The organism is Rhizobacter sp. P1_G5 (assembly GCF_056405435.1).
This window is the reverse complement of the sequence record NZ_JBFUCB010000050.1, coordinates 1-18,253: the sequence shown is the minus strand read 5'-3', so window position 1 is coordinate 18,253 and position 18,253 is coordinate 1. Positions and strand designations below refer to the sequence as shown.

25 protein-coding genes and 1 pseudogene are annotated in these 18,253 nt (G+C 65.6%); 4 read left to right on the top strand and 22 right to left on the bottom strand.

What is annotated here, in order from left to right; all coding sequences use genetic code 11:
• From AC1D12_RS06155 to rplN, 19 genes are all read right to left on the bottom strand, one after another.
• Positions 1 to 701 (bottom strand): ATP-binding cassette domain-containing protein (locus tag AC1D12_RS06155; protein WP_477839377.1); only part of this gene is annotated, 701 nt, incomplete at its 3' end.
• 65 nt (positions 702 to 766) lie between these two features.
• On the bottom strand, positions 767 to 1,159 hold the full coding sequence (gene rplQ / locus AC1D12_RS06150) for a 50S ribosomal protein L17 (protein WP_047507665.1): 393 nt from the start codon (positions 1,157 to 1,159) through the stop codon (positions 767 to 769).
• Positions 1,160 to 1,291: 132 nt separating this feature from the next.
• Entirely contained in the window at positions 1,292 to 2,278 is a 987-nt protein-coding gene (locus tag AC1D12_RS06145; RefSeq protein WP_047507668.1) for a DNA-directed RNA polymerase subunit alpha, read from the bottom strand.
• Between the two features lie 166 nt (positions 2,279 to 2,444).
• Positions 2,445 to 3,068: a 30S ribosomal protein S4 gene (rpsD, locus tag AC1D12_RS06140; protein WP_477839375.1), complete on the bottom strand. Its 624-nt coding sequence runs from the start codon at positions 3,066 to 3,068 to the stop codon at positions 2,445 to 2,447.
• 162 nt (positions 3,069 to 3,230) lie between these two features.
• On the bottom strand, positions 3,231 to 3,632 hold the full coding sequence (gene rpsK / locus AC1D12_RS06135) for a 30S ribosomal protein S11 (protein WP_025495798.1): 402 nt from the start codon (positions 3,630 to 3,632) through the stop codon (positions 3,231 to 3,233).
• Between the two features lie 17 nt (positions 3,633 to 3,649).
• Positions 3,650 to 4,015 carry a 30S ribosomal protein S13 gene (gene rpsM / locus AC1D12_RS06130; RefSeq protein ID WP_047507671.1) on the bottom strand — a complete coding sequence of 122 codons (366 nt, stop codon included), beginning with the start codon at positions 4,013 to 4,015 and terminating at the stop codon, positions 3,650 to 3,652.
• Between the two features lie 36 nt (positions 4,016 to 4,051).
• Positions 4,052 to 4,165: a 50S ribosomal protein L36 gene (gene rpmJ / locus AC1D12_RS06125; protein ID WP_011830995.1), complete on the bottom strand. Its 114-nt coding sequence runs from the start codon at positions 4,163 to 4,165 to the stop codon at positions 4,052 to 4,054.
• A 60-nt stretch (positions 4,166 to 4,225) separates the two neighbouring features.
• The gene (infA, locus tag AC1D12_RS06120) at positions 4,226 to 4,444 is read right to left on the bottom strand and encodes a translation initiation factor IF-1 (protein WP_047489367.1); all 219 of its coding nucleotides are present in this window, start codon (positions 4,442 to 4,444) and stop codon (positions 4,226 to 4,228) included.
• 39 nt (positions 4,445 to 4,483) lie between these two features.
• Positions 4,484 to 5,794, bottom strand: a complete 1,311-nt coding sequence (gene secY / locus AC1D12_RS06115) for a preprotein translocase subunit SecY (protein WP_047507673.1) — start codon at positions 5,792 to 5,794, stop codon at positions 4,484 to 4,486.
• A gap of 33 nt (positions 5,795 to 5,827) precedes the next feature.
• A complete protein-coding gene (gene rplO / locus AC1D12_RS06110) occupies positions 5,828 to 6,259 on the bottom strand; it encodes a 50S ribosomal protein L15 (protein ID WP_047507676.1) in 432 nt (143 codons plus the stop codon).
• A gap of 14 nt (positions 6,260 to 6,273) precedes the next feature.
• Positions 6,274 to 6,456: a 50S ribosomal protein L30 gene (rpmD, locus tag AC1D12_RS06105; RefSeq protein WP_047507678.1), complete on the bottom strand. Its 183-nt coding sequence runs from the start codon at positions 6,454 to 6,456 to the stop codon at positions 6,274 to 6,276.
• A gap of 20 nt (positions 6,457 to 6,476) precedes the next feature.
• Positions 6,477 to 6,995 (bottom strand): 30S ribosomal protein S5, encoded by a 519-nt coding sequence (rpsE, locus tag AC1D12_RS06100; RefSeq protein WP_047507680.1) that lies wholly within the window; start codon positions 6,993 to 6,995, stop codon positions 6,477 to 6,479.
• A gap of 44 nt (positions 6,996 to 7,039) precedes the next feature.
• Positions 7,040 to 7,405: a 50S ribosomal protein L18 gene (gene rplR / locus AC1D12_RS06095; protein WP_047507682.1), complete on the bottom strand. Its 366-nt coding sequence runs from the start codon at positions 7,403 to 7,405 to the stop codon at positions 7,040 to 7,042.
• An 11-nt stretch (positions 7,406 to 7,416) separates the two neighbouring features.
• A complete protein-coding gene (gene rplF, locus AC1D12_RS06090; RefSeq protein ID WP_047507684.1) occupies positions 7,417 to 7,950 on the bottom strand; it encodes a 50S ribosomal protein L6 in 534 nt (177 codons plus the stop codon).
• Between the two features lie 16 nt (positions 7,951 to 7,966).
• The gene (gene rpsH / locus AC1D12_RS06085; RefSeq protein ID WP_047507686.1) at positions 7,967 to 8,362 is read right to left on the bottom strand and encodes a 30S ribosomal protein S8; all 396 of its coding nucleotides are present in this window, start codon (positions 8,360 to 8,362) and stop codon (positions 7,967 to 7,969) included.
• Between the two features lie 27 nt (positions 8,363 to 8,389).
• On the bottom strand, positions 8,390 to 8,695 hold the full coding sequence (rpsN, locus tag AC1D12_RS06080) for a 30S ribosomal protein S14 (RefSeq protein ID WP_047507688.1): 306 nt from the start codon (positions 8,693 to 8,695) through the stop codon (positions 8,390 to 8,392).
• A gap of 8 nt (positions 8,696 to 8,703) precedes the next feature.
• On the bottom strand, positions 8,704 to 9,243 hold the full coding sequence (gene rplE, locus AC1D12_RS06075; protein WP_047507690.1) for a 50S ribosomal protein L5: 540 nt from the start codon (positions 9,241 to 9,243) through the stop codon (positions 8,704 to 8,706).
• A gap of 10 nt (positions 9,244 to 9,253) precedes the next feature.
• Complete coding sequence (gene rplX, locus AC1D12_RS06070) at positions 9,254 to 9,571, bottom strand: 50S ribosomal protein L24 (RefSeq protein ID WP_047507692.1); 318 nt, start codon at positions 9,569 to 9,571, stop codon at positions 9,254 to 9,256.
• A 25-nt stretch (positions 9,572 to 9,596) separates the two neighbouring features.
• Positions 9,597 to 9,965, bottom strand: coding sequence for a 50S ribosomal protein L14 (gene rplN, locus AC1D12_RS06065; RefSeq protein WP_011831006.1), 369 nt, complete (start codon positions 9,963 to 9,965; stop codon positions 9,597 to 9,599).
• 271 nt (positions 9,966 to 10,236) lie between these two features.
• Between rplN and yajC the strand changes: the two genes are divergently transcribed.
• From yajC to AC1D12_RS06045, 4 genes are read left to right on the top strand one after another with little or no spacing between them, the layout of a single operon-like run.
• Entirely contained in the window at positions 10,237 to 10,569 is a 333-nt protein-coding gene (gene yajC / locus AC1D12_RS06060; protein ID WP_047507694.1) for a preprotein translocase subunit YajC, read from the top strand.
• A gap of 10 nt (positions 10,570 to 10,579) precedes the next feature.
• Positions 10,580 to 12,469 carry a protein translocase subunit SecD gene (gene secD / locus AC1D12_RS06055; protein ID WP_477839372.1) on the top strand — a complete coding sequence of 630 codons (1,890 nt, stop codon included), beginning with the start codon at positions 10,580 to 10,582 and terminating at the stop codon, positions 12,467 to 12,469.
• A 32-nt stretch (positions 12,470 to 12,501) separates the two neighbouring features.
• Positions 12,502 to 13,533, top strand: coding sequence for a protein translocase subunit SecF (secF, locus tag AC1D12_RS06050; RefSeq protein WP_477825076.1), 1,032 nt, complete (start codon positions 12,502 to 12,504; stop codon positions 13,531 to 13,533).
• Positions 13,534 to 13,573: 40 nt separating this feature from the next.
• Positions 13,574 to 15,865 carry a DUF1631 family protein gene (locus tag AC1D12_RS06045; RefSeq protein ID WP_477825075.1) on the top strand — a complete coding sequence of 764 codons (2,292 nt, stop codon included), beginning with the start codon at positions 13,574 to 13,576 and terminating at the stop codon, positions 15,863 to 15,865.
• 70 nt (positions 15,866 to 15,935) lie between these two features.
• On the opposite strand, the gene AC1D12_RS06040 is transcribed toward AC1D12_RS06045, so the two are convergent.
• The 3 genes and pseudogenes from AC1D12_RS06040 to AC1D12_RS06030 all read right to left on the bottom strand — a co-directional run.
• Positions 15,936 to 16,388, bottom strand: a complete 453-nt coding sequence (locus tag AC1D12_RS06040) for a Smg family protein (protein WP_047507702.1) — start codon at positions 16,386 to 16,388, stop codon at positions 15,936 to 15,938.
• A gap of 63 nt (positions 16,389 to 16,451) precedes the next feature.
• A complete protein-coding gene (gene dprA, locus AC1D12_RS06035; protein ID WP_477825074.1) occupies positions 16,452 to 17,609 on the bottom strand; it encodes a DNA-processing protein DprA in 1,158 nt (385 codons plus the stop codon).
• A gap of 59 nt (positions 17,610 to 17,668) precedes the next feature.
• Positions 17,669 to 18,253, bottom strand: a pseudogene (locus AC1D12_RS06030) (LysM peptidoglycan-binding domain-containing protein); the annotation flags it as partial.

Genomic DNA, 18,253 nt, shown 5'->3' with positions numbered 1-18,253 from the left:
TCGTTGATCAGGCCGCGCGGCGTGCCCTCGGCGATCTTGCGGCCGTGGTCCAGCACCAGCAGGCGATCGCACAGGCGCTCGGCCTCGTCCATGAAGTGGGTCGTCAGCAGGATCGACTTGCCCTGCTGCAGCAGGTTCTGCAGCCGCTCCCACATCAGGTGCCGCGCCTGCGGATCGAGGCCGGTGGTCGGCTCGTCGAGCAGCAGCAGGTCGGGGTCGTTGATCAGCGCACGGCCGAGGCTCAGGCGCCGCTTCATCCCGCCGGACAGCTCGCCGGGCTTCGCATCGGCCTTCGATTGCAGCGAGGCGAACTCCAGCAGCTTCGGGATGCGCGCCTCGATCGTCGCCTTCGGCAGGCCGAAGTAGCGGCCATAGACGCGCAGGTTCTCGGCGCACGTGAAATCGGGATCGAGGCTGTCGAACTGCGTGACGACGCCGATCCGCTTCTTGGCCTCGCGCACCTGCTGCGGAATCGGCAGCCCGAACGCGTGCACCTCGCCGGCGTCCGGCCCGACCAGGCCCAGGCACATGCGGATCGTGGTGGTCTTGCCGGCGCCGTTCGGGCCGATCACGCCGAGGCATTCGCCCGCCTGGATCTCCAGCGAGAGATCGTCGACGACGGTGTTGGTGCCGAATTTCTTGTGCAGGTGGGAGATGCGGAAGATCGGCTCGGCCATGCCGCGCAGTGTGCCATCGCCCATGAAAAAGGGCCGGTGATCGGAATCACCGGCCCTTCGATCCAGTGCGCCTTTTCAGGCGCTGCCGCTCAGGCGTTGTCGGTTGCCGCTTCGTCGGCCACTTCCGGGCGGTCGACCAGCTCGACGAAGGCCATCGGTGCGTTGTCGCCGACGCGGAAGCCCATCTTCAGGATGCGGGTGTAGCCGCCCGGGCGCGCCTTGTAGCGCGGGCCCAGTTCGTTGAAGAGCTTCGTGACGATATCGCGGTCGCGCGTGCGGTCGAAGGCGAGGCGGCGGTTCGCCAGCGTCGGCTCCTTGGCCAGCGTGATCAGCGGCTCGACGACACGGCGCAGTTCCTTGGCCTTCGGGACCGTGGTCTTGATCGCTTCGTGCTGCAGCAGCGAGTTGCACATGTTGCGCAGCATCGCGGCGCGGTGCTCCGACGTGCGGTTGAGTTTGCGAAGTCCGTTACGGTGACGCATGGTGCTTTCCTTTCTTGACTAACTTATGAGCCCCCAGCCGTACGAGGTACTGAGGGGTTGCACGATCGAACGCGCCAGGCGCGTTCGTCATCCGATGACGGCCTTCAGGCCGTCTTTCCTGTCGGCGAAGCGTTACCGCTTGTCCAGGCCCTGCGGGGGCCAGTTCTCCAGGCGTGCGCCCAGCGTGAGACCACGCGAGGCGAGCACTTCCTTGATTTCGTTCAGCGACTTGCGACCCAGGTTCGGGGTCTTCAGCAGCTCGGTCTCGGTGCGCTGGATCAGGTCGCCGATGTAGTAGATGTTCTCGGCCTTCAGGCAGTTGGCCGAACGCACCGTCAGCTCGAGCTCGTCGACCGGGCGCAGCAGGATCGGGTCGAACTGCGTGCTGCGCTGGGCCGGCTGGTCGAACGCGGCGATCTCGCTGCCTTCCAGCTGCGCGAACACGGCCAGCTGTTCCACCAGGATCTTCGCCGACGCGCGGATCGCCTCTTCCGGCGTGATCGCGCCGTTCGTGACGATCTCCATCACCAGCTTGTCCAGGTCGGTGCGCTGCTCGACGCGGGCGCTCTCGACCGTGTAGCTGACGCGGGCGACCGGCGAGAACGAAGCGTCCAGCACGATGCGGCCGATCGACTTGGTCGGCTCGTCGCCGTAGCGGCGCAGCGTGCCCGGCACATAGCCGCGGCCCTTCTCGACCTTGATCTGCATGTCCAGCTTGCCGCCTTGCGACAGGTGGGCGATGACGTGATCCGGGTTGATGATTTCCACGTCGTGCGGCGTCTGGATGTCGCCGGCGGTGACGGGGCCTTCACCTTCCTTGCGCAGCACCAGCGTCACTTCGTCGCGGTTGTGCAGGCGGAACACGACGCCCTTCAGGTTCAGCATGATGTGAACCACGTCTTCCTGCACGCCGTCGACGGTCGAGTACTCGTGGAGCACGCCGGCGATCGTCACTTCGGTCGGCGCATACCCCACCATCGACGACAGCAGCACGCGGCGCAGCGCGTTGCCCAGCGTGTGGCCGTAGCCGCGCTCGAACGGTTCGAGCGTGACCTTGGCGCGGTTGCCGCCCAGCGGCTCCACATTGATGGCTTTGGGTTTGAGCAGATTTGTTTGCATGAGGTCTTTCTTTCAATACCCTCGGTTCGTTACACCGATAAGGCTGAGGGACCAACGGCCACGGCGGGTGCCACGGCCGCACCAGGGAAATCGAGCGATTCGCGAAACGCGGACGGGCCACCCCGCGCCGCCCACGGGGGCGACGTCGGCGTGGCCGGCACGGGCATCAACGCGAATACAGTTCAACGATCAGCGCTTCCTTGATGTCCGCGCCGAATTCGTCGCGGTCCGGCGCCTTCTTGAACACGCCTTCCAGCTTGCTCGCATCGACCTGCACCCAGTTCGGCATGCCTTGCGATTCGGCCAGCTTGACCGAGTCGGTGATGCGCAGCTGCTTCTTCGACTTGTCGCGCACGGCCACTGTGTCGCCGGCCTTGACCAGGTACGACGCGATGTTGACCGTGGCACCGTTCACCGTGATCGCCTTGTGCGACACCAGCTGGCGCGCTTCGGCACGGGTCGAGCCGAAGCCCATGCGGTAGACGACGTTGTCCAGGCGCGATTCCAGCAGCAGCAGCAGGTTGGCGCCGGTGTTGCCCTTGCGGCGCTCGGCCTCGGCGAAATAGCGGCGGAACTGACGTTCCAGCACGCCGTACATGCGCTTGACCTTCTGCTTCTCGCGCAGTTGCAGGCCGAAGTCGGAGGTGCGCGAGCCGGAGGTGCGGCCATGCTGGCCGGGCTTGCTGTCGAACTTGACCTTGTCACCGATGGCGCGACGKGCRCTCTTCAGGAACAGGTCGGTGCCTTCACGGCGGGMGAGTTTGCCCTTGGGGCCAAGATAACGTGCCACGTTGCTTCCTTTGGTCAATCTGACATGGGCTTCTCCTGAAGCTCATGCGAGTCCGGCGAGTGTTGTTCTGGGCGCTCGGACGGTGGGCTTGAGGCCTGTCGGCCTAACGAATGCGCCGGCGCGGTGCTGGGCACCCGCCGGCGACGAGAAAAACTTCAGCGATCAGATGCGACGACGCTTCTGCGGACGGCAGCCGTTGTGCGGCACCGGCGTCACGTCGGAAATCGAGTTGATGCGGATGCCCAGCGAAGCCAGGGCACGCACCGACGATTCACGACCCGGGCCGGGGCCCTTGATCCGCACGTCGAGGTTCTTGATGCCCTGTTCCTGGGCAGCACGACCTGCGACTTCAGCCGCCACCTGGGCTGCGAAGGGCGTCGATTTGCGCGAACCCTTGAAGCCTTGGCCACCGCTCGACGCCCAGGACAGCGCGCCGCCCTGACGATCGGTGATCGTGATGATCGTGTTGTTGAACGATGCGTGAACGTGGGCGATGCCGTCCGCAACATTCTTGCGGACCTTCTTGCGCACACGCTGGGCAGCGGTATTCGGTGCTTTAGCCATATCGACCTTCTCTCAAATCACTTCTTGACCAGGGCGCCGGACTTGCGCGGGCCCTTGCGAGTGCGCGCATTCGTCTTCGTGCGCTGGCCGCGAACCGGCAGGCCACGGCGATGACGGAAGCCGCGGTAGCAGCCGAGGTCCATCAGTCGCTTGATGTTGATGGACATCTCGCGGCGCAGGTCGCCCTCGATCGTCATGCGGCCGATTTCTTCCCGGATCTTCTCCAGGTCGGTGTCGGTCAGGTCCTTGATCTTGCGATCGAACGGGACACTGCAGGCGGCGCAGATCTTCTGCGCGGTGCTGCGACCGATGCCGTAGATCGCCGTCAGGCCGATCTCAGCGTGTTTCTGGGGCGGAATGTTGATACCAGCAATACGTGCCATGAGCTTCCTCTATTCGCTTGTCGTCGAAGGCCAGGTTCAGCCTTGGCGCTGCTTGTGGCGCGGATCCGTGCAGATCACGCGCACAACGCCCTTGCGACGGATGACCTTGCAATTCCGGCACATCTTCTTGACCGATGCTGCAACTTTCATACTCTTCTCCTAGGCCCTTTCAGAGCGCTTCCTGATTCAAACTCGTCGTGTTCCGAACAATCACTTGGCCCGGAACACGATGCGGGCCCGCGTCAAATCGTAAGGCGTCAACTCGACTGTCACCTTGTCGCCGGGAAGGATGCGGATGTAGTGCATCCGCATTTTTCCGGAGATATGGCCCAGCACGATGTGCCCGTTTTCCAACTTCACACGAAACGTGGCATTCGGCAGATTCTCCAGAATCTCGCCTTGCATCTGAATGACGTCGTCTTTCGCCATGCCTGTCGGTTTCGTGACTGTCTTCGCCGATCACCAGCCTCAGCTGGCCTTGAAATTCGCTTTCTTCAGCAGCGACTCGTACTGCTGGCTCATCACATAAGACTGCACCTGCGCCCAGAAGTCCATCGTGACGACCACGATGATCAGCAGCGAGGTCCCGCCGAAATAGAACGGCACGTTGTACTTCAGCACCAGGAATTCGGGCAGCAGGCAGACCAGCGTGATGTAGATCGCACCGGCCAGCGTCAGGCGGGACAGGATGCGGTCGATGTGCTTGGCCGTCTGGTCGCCCGGGCGGATGCCCGGAATGAACGCGCCGCTCTTCTTCAGGTTGTCTGCCGTCTCACGGCTGTTGAACACCAGCGCCGTGTAGAAGAAGCAGAAGAACACGATCGCCGCGGCATACAGCATCACGTAGATCGGCTGGCCCGGAGACAGCAGGCCGGCCAGGTCCTTCAGCCAGCGCAGGCTTTCGCCCGTCGCGAACCAGCTCACCACGGTGGCCGGCAGCAGGATGATCGACGACGCGAAGATCGGCGGGATCACGCCCGACATGTTCAGCTTCAGCGGCAGGTGCGACGACTGGCCGCCGTAGACCTTGTTGCCGACCTGGCGCTTCGCATAGTTCACGAGGATCTTGCGCTGGCCTCGCTCGACGAACACCACCGCATAGGTCACCGCCGCGATAACGAGCAGGATGAACAGCAGGACCAGCACGCTCATCGCCCCGGTGTTGCGCAGCTCGAGCAAGCCGCCGATCGCGTTCGGCAGGCCGGCCGCGATGCCACCGAAGATCAGGATCGAGATGCCGTTGCCCAGGCCGCGTTCGGTGATCTGCTCACCGAGCCACATCAGGAACATCGTGCCGGCCACCAGGCTCACGACCGCCGTCAGACGGAAGCCGATGCCGGGGGAGACGACCAGACCCGCCTGGCCCTCGAGCGCCAGCGCAATGCTCAGCGACTGGAAGATCGCGAGACCCAGCGTGCCGTAGCGCGTGTACTGCGTGATCTTGCGACGGCCCGACTCACCTTCCTTCTTCAGCGCCTCCAGGCTCGGCACCACGTAGGTCATCAACTGCATGATGATCGACGCCGAGATGTACGGCATGATGCCCAGCGCGAACACCGTGAAGCGGGACAGGGCCCCACCCGAGAACATGTTGAACAGGCTCAGGATCCCGCCCTGCTGGCCCTTGAAGAGCTGCTGCAGTTGGTTCGGATCGATGCCCGGCACCGGGATGTGCGCGCCGATGCGGTACACGACGAGCGCCAACACCAGGAAGACGAGCCGGCGACGGAGGTCGCCGAACTTGCCGCTCTTGGCCAGCTGATTCGCGTTGGTTGCCACTGAAGCGCGTCCCGTAGGTGTTGATGAAAAGGCTTACGCCACCGAGCCGCCAGCGGCCTCGATCGCAGCCTTCGCGCCGGCGGTCGCGCCGATGCCCTTGAGCACGACCTTCTTGGTCAGCTCGCCGGTCTTGACGACCTTGACCACCTTGGCCAGCTGGCCGACGAGGCCCGCCTGCTTCAGCGTCAGCACGTCGACTTCATTGGTGGCCAGCACCTCGAGGTCGGACAGCGTGATCTCGGCGTTGTACTTCAGCAGCGCCGACTTGAAGCCGCGCTTCGGCAGGCGACGTTGCAGCGGCATCTGGCCGCCTTCGAAGCCGACCTTGTGGTAGCCGCCCGAACGCGATTTCTGGCCCTTGTGGCCGCGACCGGCCGTCTTGCCCAGGCCGGAGCCGATGCCACGGCCGACACGGCGCTTGGCATGCTTGGCGCCCGCGGCGGGCTTGATGTTGTTCAGTTCCATGTTCGTTCCTCGGCTCAGAGCACTTTGACCAGGTACTGGACCTTGGTGATCATGCCGCGCACTGCCGGCGTGTCTTCCAGCGTCGATTCGCTGTTCAGCTTGCGCAGGCCCAGGCCGCGCACGGTCGCGCGATGCGATTCGCGCGTGCCGGCGATGCTGCGGACCAGCTTGATCTTGACGGTTTTCTTGTCAGCCATGATGTTTCTCCGCGTGCCGTTCAGCCGAGGATCTGCTCGACGGTCAGGCCACGCTTGGCGGCGATCTCAGCCGGCGTGCTGACATGCTTGAGGGCATTCAGCGTGGCGCGAACGAGGTTGTACGGGTTGGTCGAACCGAGGCTCTTGCAGACGATGTCGGTGACGCCCATCACTTCGAACACCGCGCGCATCGGGCCGCCGGCGATGATGCCGTCACCCGGCTTGGCCGGTGCCATCAGGACGCGCGAAGCACCGTGCTCACCGATCACCTTGTGGTGGATCGAGCCGTTCTTCAGCGAGACCTTGACCATGTTGCGACGGGCGGATTCCATCGCCTTCTGCACGGCGACCGGAACTTCCTTCGCCTTGCCCTTGCCCATGCCGATGCGGCCATCGCCGTCACCGACCACGGTCAGAGCCGCGAAGCTCAGCGTGCGACCACCCTTGACGACCTTGGTGACGCGGTTGACCGCGATCATCTTTTCCTTCAGGCCGTCGTCGTTGCCTTCGGCCTGCGCGCGGGGTTGAAACTTTGCCATTGTCGAATTCCTTGTCTTCGCCGATTCTCAGATGCCCGGGGGCATCAGAACTGCAGGCCGGCTTCGCGAGCCGCGTCTGCCAGCGCCTTGATGCGGCCGTGGTATGCGAAACCGGCGCGGTCGAACGCCACCTTCTCGATGCCCGCAGCCTTCGCCTTCTCGGCGATGCGCTTGCCGATGACGGTGGCAGCAGCCACGTTGCCACCCTTGCCCGAAGCGCCCAGTTCCTTGCGGACGTCGGCTTCGGCGGTCGAGGCGCTGGCCAGCACCTTCTGGCCGTCGTCGGAAATGACGCTGGCGTAGATGTGCAGGTTGGTGCGGAAGACCGTCAGGCGCGCCACGCGTTGGACCGCGATGCGTGCACGGGTCTGGCGGGAGCGGCGAATGCGCTGATCTTTTTTGTTCAACATGTCGTCGCTCCTTACTTCTTCTTGGTCTCTTTGAGGGAGACCTTCTCGTCGGCATACCGGATGCCCTTGCCCTTGTAGGGCTCGGGCGGGCGGATCGCGCGGACTTCAGCGGCGATCTGGCCAACGGCTTGGCGATCGGAACCCTTGATGATGATTTCGGTCTGCGTCGGGCACTCGACCTTGATGCCGGTCGGCATGTCCTTCGACACCGGGTGCGAGAACCCGATCTGCAGGTTCAGCTTGGTGCCGGCAGCCTGGGCGCGGAAGCCCACGCCGACCAGCGTCAGCTTCTTCTCGAAACCCTTGCTCACGCCGTTGACCATGTTGGCCACCAGCGCGCGCATCGTGCCCGACATCGCATCGGCTTCGACGCTGTCGTTGGCCGGTGCGAACTGCAGCTTGCCGCCTTCGTTCTTCACGGTCACCAGGCTGTTCACCGGACGCACCAGCGTGCCGAGCGAGCCCTTGACGCTGATCTTCTCAGCGGTGATCGACACATCCACGCCTTGCGGGAGAGCGATCGGCATTTTTCCTACGCGGGACATTTCGCTTCTCCGTTGCTTAGGCGACGTAGCAAAGCACTTCGCCGCCGATACCGGCCTGGCGAGCCTTGCGGTCCGTCATCACGCCCTTCGGCGTGGTCACGATGGCGACACCGAGACCGTTCATCACGCTCGGGATGTCGTGGCGGCCCTTGTAGATCCGCAGACCCGGGCGGCTGACGCGCTCGATGTGCTCGATCACCGGGCGGCCGGCGTAGTACTTCAGCGTGATCTCGAGCTGCGGCTTGGACTTTTCGCCCACCAGCGCAAAGCTCTCGATGTAGCCCTCGTCCTTCAGGACTTGCGTGATCGCCACTTTCAGCTTCGACGCCGGCATCGTCACGGAGGTCTTCTGGACCATCTGTGCGTTGCGGATGCGCGTCAGCAGATCGGCGATAGGATCACTCATGCTCATTCGAATATCTCCTGATCGTCCTGCCGATTACCAGCTGGCCTTGACGACACCGGGGATGTCGCCCTTGAACGCGAGTTCGCGGATCTTGTTGCGGCCCAGGCCGAACTTGCGGAAGGTGCCACGCGGGCGGCCGGTCAGCTCGCAACGGTTGCGTTGACGCGTCGGGTACGCATTGCGCGGCAGCTTCTGCAGCTCCAGGCGCGCGGCGTAGCGCTCTTCGTCGGACTTCTTCGCGTCGTTCGCCGTAGCTTTCAGCTCGGCGTACTTCTTCGCGAACTTGGCAACCAGTCGCTCGCGCTTCTCTTCGCGCTGGATGAGGGATGTCTTAGCCACGGGCCACCTCAGTTCTTGAACGGGAATTTGAACGAAGCGAGGAGCGCCTTGGCTTCATCGTCGCTCTTGGCAGTCGTCGTGATGCTGATGTTCAGACCACGCAGCGCATCGACCTTGTCGTACTCGATCTCGGGGAAGATGATCTGTTCCTTGACGCCGATGTTGTAGTTGCCACGGCCATCGAACGAACGACCCGAGATGCCGCGGAAGTCACGAACGCGCGGCAGCGCGATCGTGACGAAGCGGTCCAGGAATTCATACATCTGGACGCCACGCAGCGTGACCATGCAGCCGATGGGCACGCCGTCACGGATCTTGAAGCCGGCGATCGCCTTCTTCGACTTCGTGACCACGGGCTTCTGGCCGGCAATCTTGGTCAGGTCGCTGACAGCGTGTTCCATGACCTTCTTGTCCGAGACCGCCTCGCTCACGCCCATGTTGAGCGTGATCTTCGTGATGCGGGGAACCTGCATCGTCGAGACGTAGCCGAACTTCGTCACGAGGTCGGGAACGACCTTCTCGCGGTAAAACTGTTGCAAACGAGCCATGGCTAACCTCTTATGCCTTGATTTCTTCGCCGCTGGACTTGAACACGCGGACCTTCTTGCCGTCAGCCAGCAATTTGATGCCCACGCGATCACCCTTGCCGCTCGCCGCATTGAAGATGGCGATGTTCGACTGATGGATCGGCATGACCTTGTCGACGATGCCGCCGGTGGTGCCCTTCATCGGGTTCGGCTTGACGTGCTTCTTGACGACGTTCACGCCGTCGACGGTCAGGTGGTCAGCATCGACACGTGCGACGACCTTGCCGCGCTTGCCCTTGTCGCGACCGGTCAACACGATGACCTCGTCGCCTGTACGAATCTTGTTCATGGCTCGTCCTTTGACTTGTCTCAGCTCAGAGCACTTCAGGTGCGAGCGAAACGATCTTCATGAAGCGCTCGGTACGCAGTTCACGCGTGACCGGGCCGAAGATGCGGGTGCCGATCGGCTCGAGCTTGGCGTTCAGCAGGACGGCGGCGTTGCCGTCGAACTTGACCAGCGAGCCGTCCTGGCGGCGAACGCCCTTGGCGGTGCGAACGACGACGGCACTGTAGACCTCGCCCTTCTTCACGCGACCACGCGGCGCAGCTTCCTTGATGCTGACCTTGATCACGTCACCGATGCCGGCGTAACGACGCTTCGAGCCGCCGAGCACCTTGATGCACATGACGGATTTCGCGCCAGTGTTGTCCGCGACATCAAGCCGCGATTGCATTTGAATCATGTTCTGTCCCCAACTTGTACTGCGCAAGCGCAGTCAGTCTTGGGCCCGTGGTTTGGGCGGAGCCGAGGCTCGTTTCACTACAAGTGCAACGGGCGTTTCGGCGAAGCTGCGGATTATGGGGGATTTCTGAAACCCGTGTCAACCCGGGCCGGCAAAAGAAACCGGGTGCGGCACCAGGACTTTGCCCGCGCGCCACAACCTACAATCGCGGACTTTTCATTTCTGCCCCGGGGCCGTCTGGCACGCAGGGGCGTCCACTGAGGATTCTCACGTGTTCATTTCCGAAGCTTTTGCCCAGGCCGCTCCCGCTGCAGGCGCCCAGTCGCCGTTCGGTGGCGGCATCACCGGCATGCTGCCGTTCGTGCTGCTGTTCGTGGTGATGTACTTCGTGATGATCCGCCCGCAGATGAAGCGGCAGAAGGAGCACAAGGCGATGATCGAGGCCGTCGCCAAGGGCGACGAGGTCGTGATCGCGGGCGGCCTGCTCGGCAAGGTCTCCAAGCTCGGCGAGACCTTCATCCACGTCGAGATCGCCACCGGCGTCGAGGTGCAGGTGCAGCGCAGCTCCATCGTGCAAGTGCTGCCCAAGGGCACGGTCAAGTAAGCAGGGTGCCATGAATCGCTATCCGTGGTGGAAGTACGCGATCCTCGGGATCGCGCTGGTGGTCGGCCTGCTGTACACGCTGCCCAATGTGTTCGGCGAAGCGCCGGCCGTGCAGGTCAGCAGCGGCAAGCCGACGCTGAAGCTCGATGCGTCGATGACGCAGCGCGTGTCGCAGGCGCTGGCCGCGGCCGGCATCCAGTCCGACTTCGTCGAGTTCGACGGCAACTCGGTGCGCGCCCGCTTCGGCGACGTCGACACCCAGGGCAAGGCCAAGGTAGCGATCGCCAATGCACTGAACCCGGACCCGAACGACCCGAGCTACGTCGTCGCGCTGAACCTGCTGTCGCGCTCGCCGCACTGGCTGACCGCGATCCGTGCGCTGCCGATGTACCTGGGCCTGGACCTGCGTGGCGGCGTGCACTTCCTGATGCAGGTCGACATGAAGTCGGCGCTGACCAAGAAGGCCGAGGCGCTGACCGGCGACATCCGCACGCTGCTGCGCGACAAGAACCTGCGCCACGCCGGCATCTCGCGCGACGGCAACACCGTCGAGGTGCGCTTCCGTGACCGCGAGACGGTGAATGCGGCGCGCGCGCTGCTGACCGAACAGCTGCCCGACCTGCAGTGGACCGAGACGCCCGACGGCACCGAGGTCCGCATGTCCGGCGTGCTGAAGCCGGCGGCCGCCCGCCTGGTCCAGGACGCCGCGATCAAGCAGAACATCACGACGCTGCACAACCGCGTCAACGAACTGGGCRTCGCCGAACCGGTGATCCAGCAGCAGGGCGTCGACCGCGTGGTCGTCGAGCTGCCGGGCGTGCAGGACACCGCGCGCGCCAAGCAGACCCTCGGCCGCACCGCGACCCTCGAGCTGCGCATGGTCGACGACAGCGCCGAAGCCAATTCGGCGGCGGCCGGCAACGGACCGGTGCCGTTCGGCACCGAGCGCTTCACCGAACGTGGCGGCCGCTCGATCATCGTCAAGCGCAACGTCGTGCTGACCGGCGACAGCCTGACCGATGCGCAACCCGGCTTCGACAGCCAGACCCAGCAGCCGAAGGTCGACCTGACCGTCGATGCGAAGGGCGCGCGCATCATGCGCGACACCTCGCGCGACAACATCGGCAAGCGCATGGCGATCATCCTGTTCGAGAAGGGCAAGGGCGAGGTCGTGACCGCGCCGGTGATCCAGGGCGAGCTCGGCAACCGCTTCCAGATCTCCGGCTCGATGACGCCGTCCGAGGCCACCGACACCGCGCTGCTGCTGCGCGCCGGCTCGCTGGCTGCGCCGATGGACATCATCGAGGAGAGCACGATCGGCCCGACGCTCGGCGCCGACAACATCGCCAAGGGCTTCCACAGCGTGATGGGCGGCTTTGCCCTGATCGCGCTGTTCATGTGCTGCTACTACCTGCTGTTCGGCGTGTTCTCGACGCTGGCGCTCGCGTTCAACCTGCTGCTGCTGGTGGCGGTGCTGTCGATGCTGCAGGCCACGCTGACACTGCCGGGCGTGGCCGCCATCGCGCTGACGCTGGGCATGGCGATCGACGCCAACGTGCTGATCAACGAGCGGGTGCGCGAGGAACTGCGCAACGGCGCATCGGCGCAGGCGGCGATCCACGCCGGCTATGAGCGTGCGTTCGCGACCATCCTCGACTCCAACGTCACCACGCTGATCGCCGGCGTCGCGCTGCTGGCCTTCGGCTCCGGCCCGATCAAGGGCTTCGCCGTGGTGCACTGCCTGGGCATCCTCACGTCGATGTTCTCGGCGGTGATGTTCTCGCGCGGCCTCGTGAACCTCTGGTACGGCAGCAAGAAGAAGCTCAAGAGCGTGTCGATCGGCCAGGTCTGGCGCCCGCAGGGCGCACCGGCCACGCCGGGCGACCAGCCGCAAGGCTGACCCACGCAACACCCGAACTAGCAGGCAATTCCATGGAATTCTTCCGGATCAAGCGCGACATCCCGTTCATGCGGCATGCGCTGGTGTTCAACGTCGTGTCGCTGCTGACCTTCCTGGCGGCGGTGTTCTTCCTCGCGACCCGCGGGCTGCACCTGTCGGTCGAGTTCACCGGCGGCACGCTGATCGAGACCGCCTATTCGCAGTCGGCCGACATCAACCGGGTGCGCGGCATCGTCGAAGGCCTGCAGCTGGGCGAGGCCCAGGTGCAGAACTTCGGCAGCGCGCGCGACGTGCTGATCCGCCTGCCGGTGCGGACGGACATCAAGCAGGACGTGGTCGTCGAGCGGGTGTTCGGTGCGCTGTGCAAGGCCGAGAACGGCACGGTGTCGACGCTGCAGTCGGTCAGCGACAAGGGCGAGGCCGTGTCGCGCCCGGTCTGCAAGGTCGGGGACGCGGAGCCGGTATCGCTGCGCCGCAACGAGTTCGTCGGCCCGCAGGTCGGTCGCGAACTGGCCGAGGACGGCGCCAAGGCGCTGGTCTTCGTGATCGCCGGGATCATGCTGTACCTCGCCTTCCGCTTCGAGTGGAAGTTCTCGGTCGCCGCGATCGTCGCCAACCTGCACGACGTGATCATCATCCTGGGCTTCTTCGCGTTCTTCCAGTGGGAGTTCAGCCTGTCGGTGCTGGCGGCCGTGCTCGCGGTGCTCGGCTACTCGGTCAACGAATCGGTCGTGATCTTCGACCGGATCCGCGAGGCCTTCCGCAAGTACCGCAAGATGACGACGCCCGAGGTCATCGACCACGCGATCACCAGCACGATGAGCCGCACCATCATCACGCACGGCAGCACCCAGATGATGGTGCTGTCGATGCTGATCTTCGGCGGCCAGACGCTGCACTACTTCGCCGTGGCGCTGACGATCGGCATCCTGTTCGGCATCTACTCGTCGGTTTTCGTGGCCGCCGCCATCGCGATGTGGCTGGGCGTGAAGCGTGAAGACCTGATGAAAGCGACGGTCAAAGAGACCGATCCGGACGATCCGAACGCCGGAGCGGTGGTGTAGAGTAAGGACTTCCCCCACTCGATCGCTATCCGACACCTTCATGGCGACCGCCGCCGATTCGTTGGCCCTGGCCGCCCAGGCGCGCCGCTCCTACGTCGAGCGGCTCCTCTACGGCGTGCCCGGCATCGTCCAGGCTGTCGAGGAAGGCGCCCGGTTGCTGGCCGCCCAGACGGCCGAGCACGGGATCCAGTACAAGCGCCGCGATGCGGCGGCCGATCTGCGCCGCGCCGCGCCGTTGTGGGTCAGCGGCATGACGACGGCGCTGCGTGCCTCGCTCGGCAACGGCATGGTGTCGGCATCGCGCCCCGGCGACCTGCCGCTGCCCGGTCGCGCGGCCAGCATGACGCTGGTCGACGACGACACCATCGAGGTCGAGATCCTCAGTTCGCGGCTGGCGCTGGCGATGATGGACAAGTCGTCGTGGGAGTTCACCGACCTGCGCTCGCGCATGTCGGCGATGGAACGCCGCGACGAACTCGACACCAACGACGTGCTGCGCCCCCATGTACTGGCCCGCATCGTCACCGCCGCCTGGCGCGGGGCCTCGCTCAACCATGACCTGTGGCGCACGCTGCAGGGCGTGATCCACGAGGAATTCGCGCATTTCGCCGAAGAGGCGTATCACGAGACCAACCGCTGGCTGGTGCAGAAGGGCGTGTTGCCCGACGTCGATCTGCGGCCGTTCATCCGGCGCACGCGCAATGGCCAGGGCGCTGCCGGCGGCGGTGGAGCCTCCGGCGGGCCGGCAACCGTCGCATCGCCGGCAGGCACCGGCTTCGGCCGCACCGGCGTCGGCGAGGAAACCCGCATGATGACCCGGGCCGGCGGCTTCGCCCGCGGGTCCGACCACGCCGAGGCGGTGCTCGGACGCCTGAACCGCCTGATCGGCCGGCAGCTCCCCGATTTCAGCCGCACGGCACCGATGAATTCGGCCTCGCCCGAGCTGCGGGCCGCGATCACGGACGCCCAGCAAGGCATCCAGCGGCGCCTCGGATCGGGCTCGCCCGATTCCCCGCGCACCTCGCCCGGCCAGGTCAGCACCCCGGCCCTGCTCGAGGAACTGCACCAGCGCAAGCAGGCGCTGAAGAAGGCCGCGTCGACGCCGGTCGAGCGCGCCACGATCGAGATCGTCGCGCTGCTGTTCCAGAGCATCCTGACCGAGGAGCGCATCCCTGCCGTCGTGCGGGTCTGGTTCGCCCGGCTGCAGATGCCGGTGCTGCGGGTGGCCGTCAGCGAGCCCGACTTCTTCGCGACCGTCGACCACCCGGCGCGCCGGCTGATCGATCGCATGGGGGCCTGCGTGATGGGCTTCGACTCCACCAGCCGCGCCGTCGGCGATGCGCTGGAGCGCGAGATCAAGCGCGTCGTGCAGGTCGTCGAGGCGTACCCGGATACCGGGCGCCGGGTGTTCCAGACCGTGCTGACCGAGTTCGAGAAGTTCCTCGAGAACTATTTCCAGAACGAGAACGAGGCGACCCGCAAGGGCGTCTCGCTGGCCCAGCAGGTCGAGCAGCGCGAGACGCTCGCGATCCAGTACACGATCGAGTTGCGCAAGATGCTCAACGAGGTGCCGGTGCAGGAAGGCGTGCGCGACTTCCTGTTCCAGGTCTGGGCCGACGTGATGGCGATGACCGCGGTGAAGAGCGGCGCGCAGGGCACCGAGACGAAGACGATGAAGCGCGCCGCGGCCGACCTGATCTGGTCGGCGAGCGCGAAGGTCTCCCGCGAGGAACGCGCCGAAGTGATCCGCCGCCTGCCGCCGCTGCTGAAGACGCTGCGCGAAGGCATGGACCACGCCGGCGTCTCGCCGGAGCGCCAGGACGAGCACATCCAGCGGCTGAACAACTCGCTCGCCGCGGCGTTCACCGCGAAGACGGCCGCGATCCCGCAGGAGCGGCTCGAGGAACTGATGGTCCGCCTCGAGACCCTCGAGGAAATGCTGCCGGAATCGGCCGATGTCGACATCGACGAGGCGATGGTGCTGGACCTGTCGGGCCACGAGAGCGCCGAGCTCGAGGTGGTCGGCGAAGGCGGCTCGATGCCGACGCCGGCGATGCTGACCTGGGCGCGCGAGCTGCAGGTCGGCGGCTGGTACATGCTCGACTACCGCAATCGCAACGAGGCCGTGCAGCTCGCCTGGCAGGGCCTGCGCCGCCAGCTGGCGCTGTTCGTGTCGCCGCATGGGCGCGGCATCCTGTTCCAGCAGCACCGCCTGGCGGCCTTCCTGCAGGCCGGCCTGCTGGTGCCGGCGCAGGATGAATCGCTGACCGTGCGGGCCACGCGCAGCGCGCTGGCCAAGCTCGATGTCGATCCGAGCCGGTTGTTGAACTGATCCCTCCCGGCCCGCCAACAAAAAAGCCACCGCGTCCGGTGGCTTTTTTGTTGGTGGAGTGAGTGGGCAGTCAGTGGATCAACCGATCCGCCTCGTCGACGAACAACTCGTCCAGGATCAGCGCATCGGGTTCTTCGCCCAGGCTCCAGAACACCATCAGCACGATGATCTTCAGGTCTTCGAGGTCGACCGGTCCGCCGGAAATCGCCGTCGCGCGATCGATGACCATCTCACGCATCGGCGGCGGCAGCACGCCGGCCGATTCGAGGAAGCTGACGAAGCCGATGGACGCCTCGCCCAGATGCTCCTGCTCGGTGGGTGTGTAGACGCGAAGGCTGTCGGCGCCCTGCTCGCCGCCGTACGACTGCGCTGCCGTCGCCAGGCCGTCGAGCCAGGACAGCGCCTCTTCGATCTCATCGGACTCGAAGCCCATCGCTGACAGCTTGCGTGTCAGTTGGGCGTGGTCCGGGCATGCGTCCGGCCGCCAGTAGTTTTCGTACAGGTAGACAAGCACGTCGAACATGAACCCACTATACCGCACGGTCACTGCTGCATGACTGGCAAAAAGCCCTGGGTCCGGGGTGGCTCAGGCGGCTGAAACCCTCTGAAACAGCTGGCCCGGAAGCCGGCTCACGCGGCCTTCCAATTCCAGCTCCAGCAGGCGGATGTTGAGCTGCTGCGCCGACCATCCGGTGCGTGCGACCAGCGCGTCCAGCGTGACGGGCTCGAAGCCGAGCGCCGCCATGACGGCATCGTCGGGGATGCTGCCGGAGTCAACGCCCACGTCGGCCTTCGCTCCAGCCGCCATCCCAATATCACCCGGGTGCTGGAGCTGGAACTCCTCGAGCACATCGGCCGCACTCTCGACCAGCTTGGCGCCCTGCTTGATGAGCCCGTGGCAGCCGCGAGACTGCGGCGAATGGATCGAGCCGGGAATCGCGAACACCTCGCGACCCGCCTCGCTGGCGAGCCGGGCGCTGATCAGCGACCCCGATTGCAGCGCCGCCTCGACGACCAGCGTGCCGCGCGACAGGCCGGCGATGATGCGGTTGCGCTGCGGGAAGTTGTGCGCGAGCGGCGGCATGCCCAGCGCGTATTCGCTCAGCATCAGCCCTTCGACGCCAATGCGTTTCGCCAGGGCGGCATGGCGTTTCGGGAAGACCTGGTCCAGGCCGGTGCCGACCACCGCGATGGTGCTCGACGGCCCCTGCAGCGCCCCTTCGTGGGCGGCGCCATCGATGCCCTGGGCCAGCCCCGACACCACGGTCATGCCGGCCTCGCCCAGCGCCTGGGCGAAGGCTTTTGCATTCGCGAGACCCTGGATCGTCGCCTGCCGGCTCCCGACGATGGCCACGCACGGGGCGGCCAGCAGCTCGATGCGCCCTTCGGCATAGAGCATCAGCGGCGGGTCGGCGGTCTGCAGCAGGGCGGCCGGGTAGCGAGGGTCGCCCAGCGTGACGATGCGGCGCGGCGCCTCGGCGGATGACGCCGCGAGCCAGCGGCGCGTCCTGTCCAGCAGGTCGGCAAGCCCGGCGGGCAGGTCCTCCAGCGCATCCGCGATGGCAGGCTCGACGACGTGCCGGCGAGCGGCTGAGCCGGCCTGCAGCACGGCCGCAGGTGACCCGAAGGCGGCCAGCAGCTTGCGAGCCGCCTCGCGCCCCATGCCGGGGGTTTCGACCACCCGAACCCAGTCCGCCCAATCATCGATCGGGACGGACTCGTGGAACGCGGGGGAAGCACCCATGCCGGTCGACCGACCGGCGACCGCTTGACAACGCTGCGGTCGCGATCAGCGGATGGCGATCAGGGTTGCGTGAAGCGGTCGCCGCGGCGGACCGGTTCCTGCACCGACAGGATCAGCGCATACGACATGCGGTCGAACACGCGGAAGACGAACAGGAAACCATGGCGCTCGTCCGGCAGCTTGATCGCCGGCGTGCCCTTCTCGGTCTTGTCGACGGTGCGCGGGCCGTCCTTCCACAGCGCCAGCACGTTGCCCTTCTCGAGCCCGTCGCGCGCGCCCTTGTTCAGCGACACGATCTGGTTCTGGCCGGCCGCCACGGCCTCGCCGTACACCGAGACGATCTGGCCGGTGATCGGCGACTGCGGCGCGCGCGGGATGTAGTTCTGGAATTCGCGCGGCGGAACCGGCGACAGCTTGTCGCCGACGCGCACTTCCTGGCGGATGCTGGTCAGCATGAAGGTGTCGGGAACGATGTCGTCGGCACGCGCGGTGCCGCTGGTGTCGCCCTGGCGGATCAGCTCGCCGGTGCCGAGGTAGAAGGCCTCGTAGCCCAGCACCTCGTTGGTGGTCGGGTCGCGCAGCGGCTGCGGCTCGCGGAAGAAGCGGAAGTTGCGCACGCCGCCCAGGTCGCCGCGCACATAGGC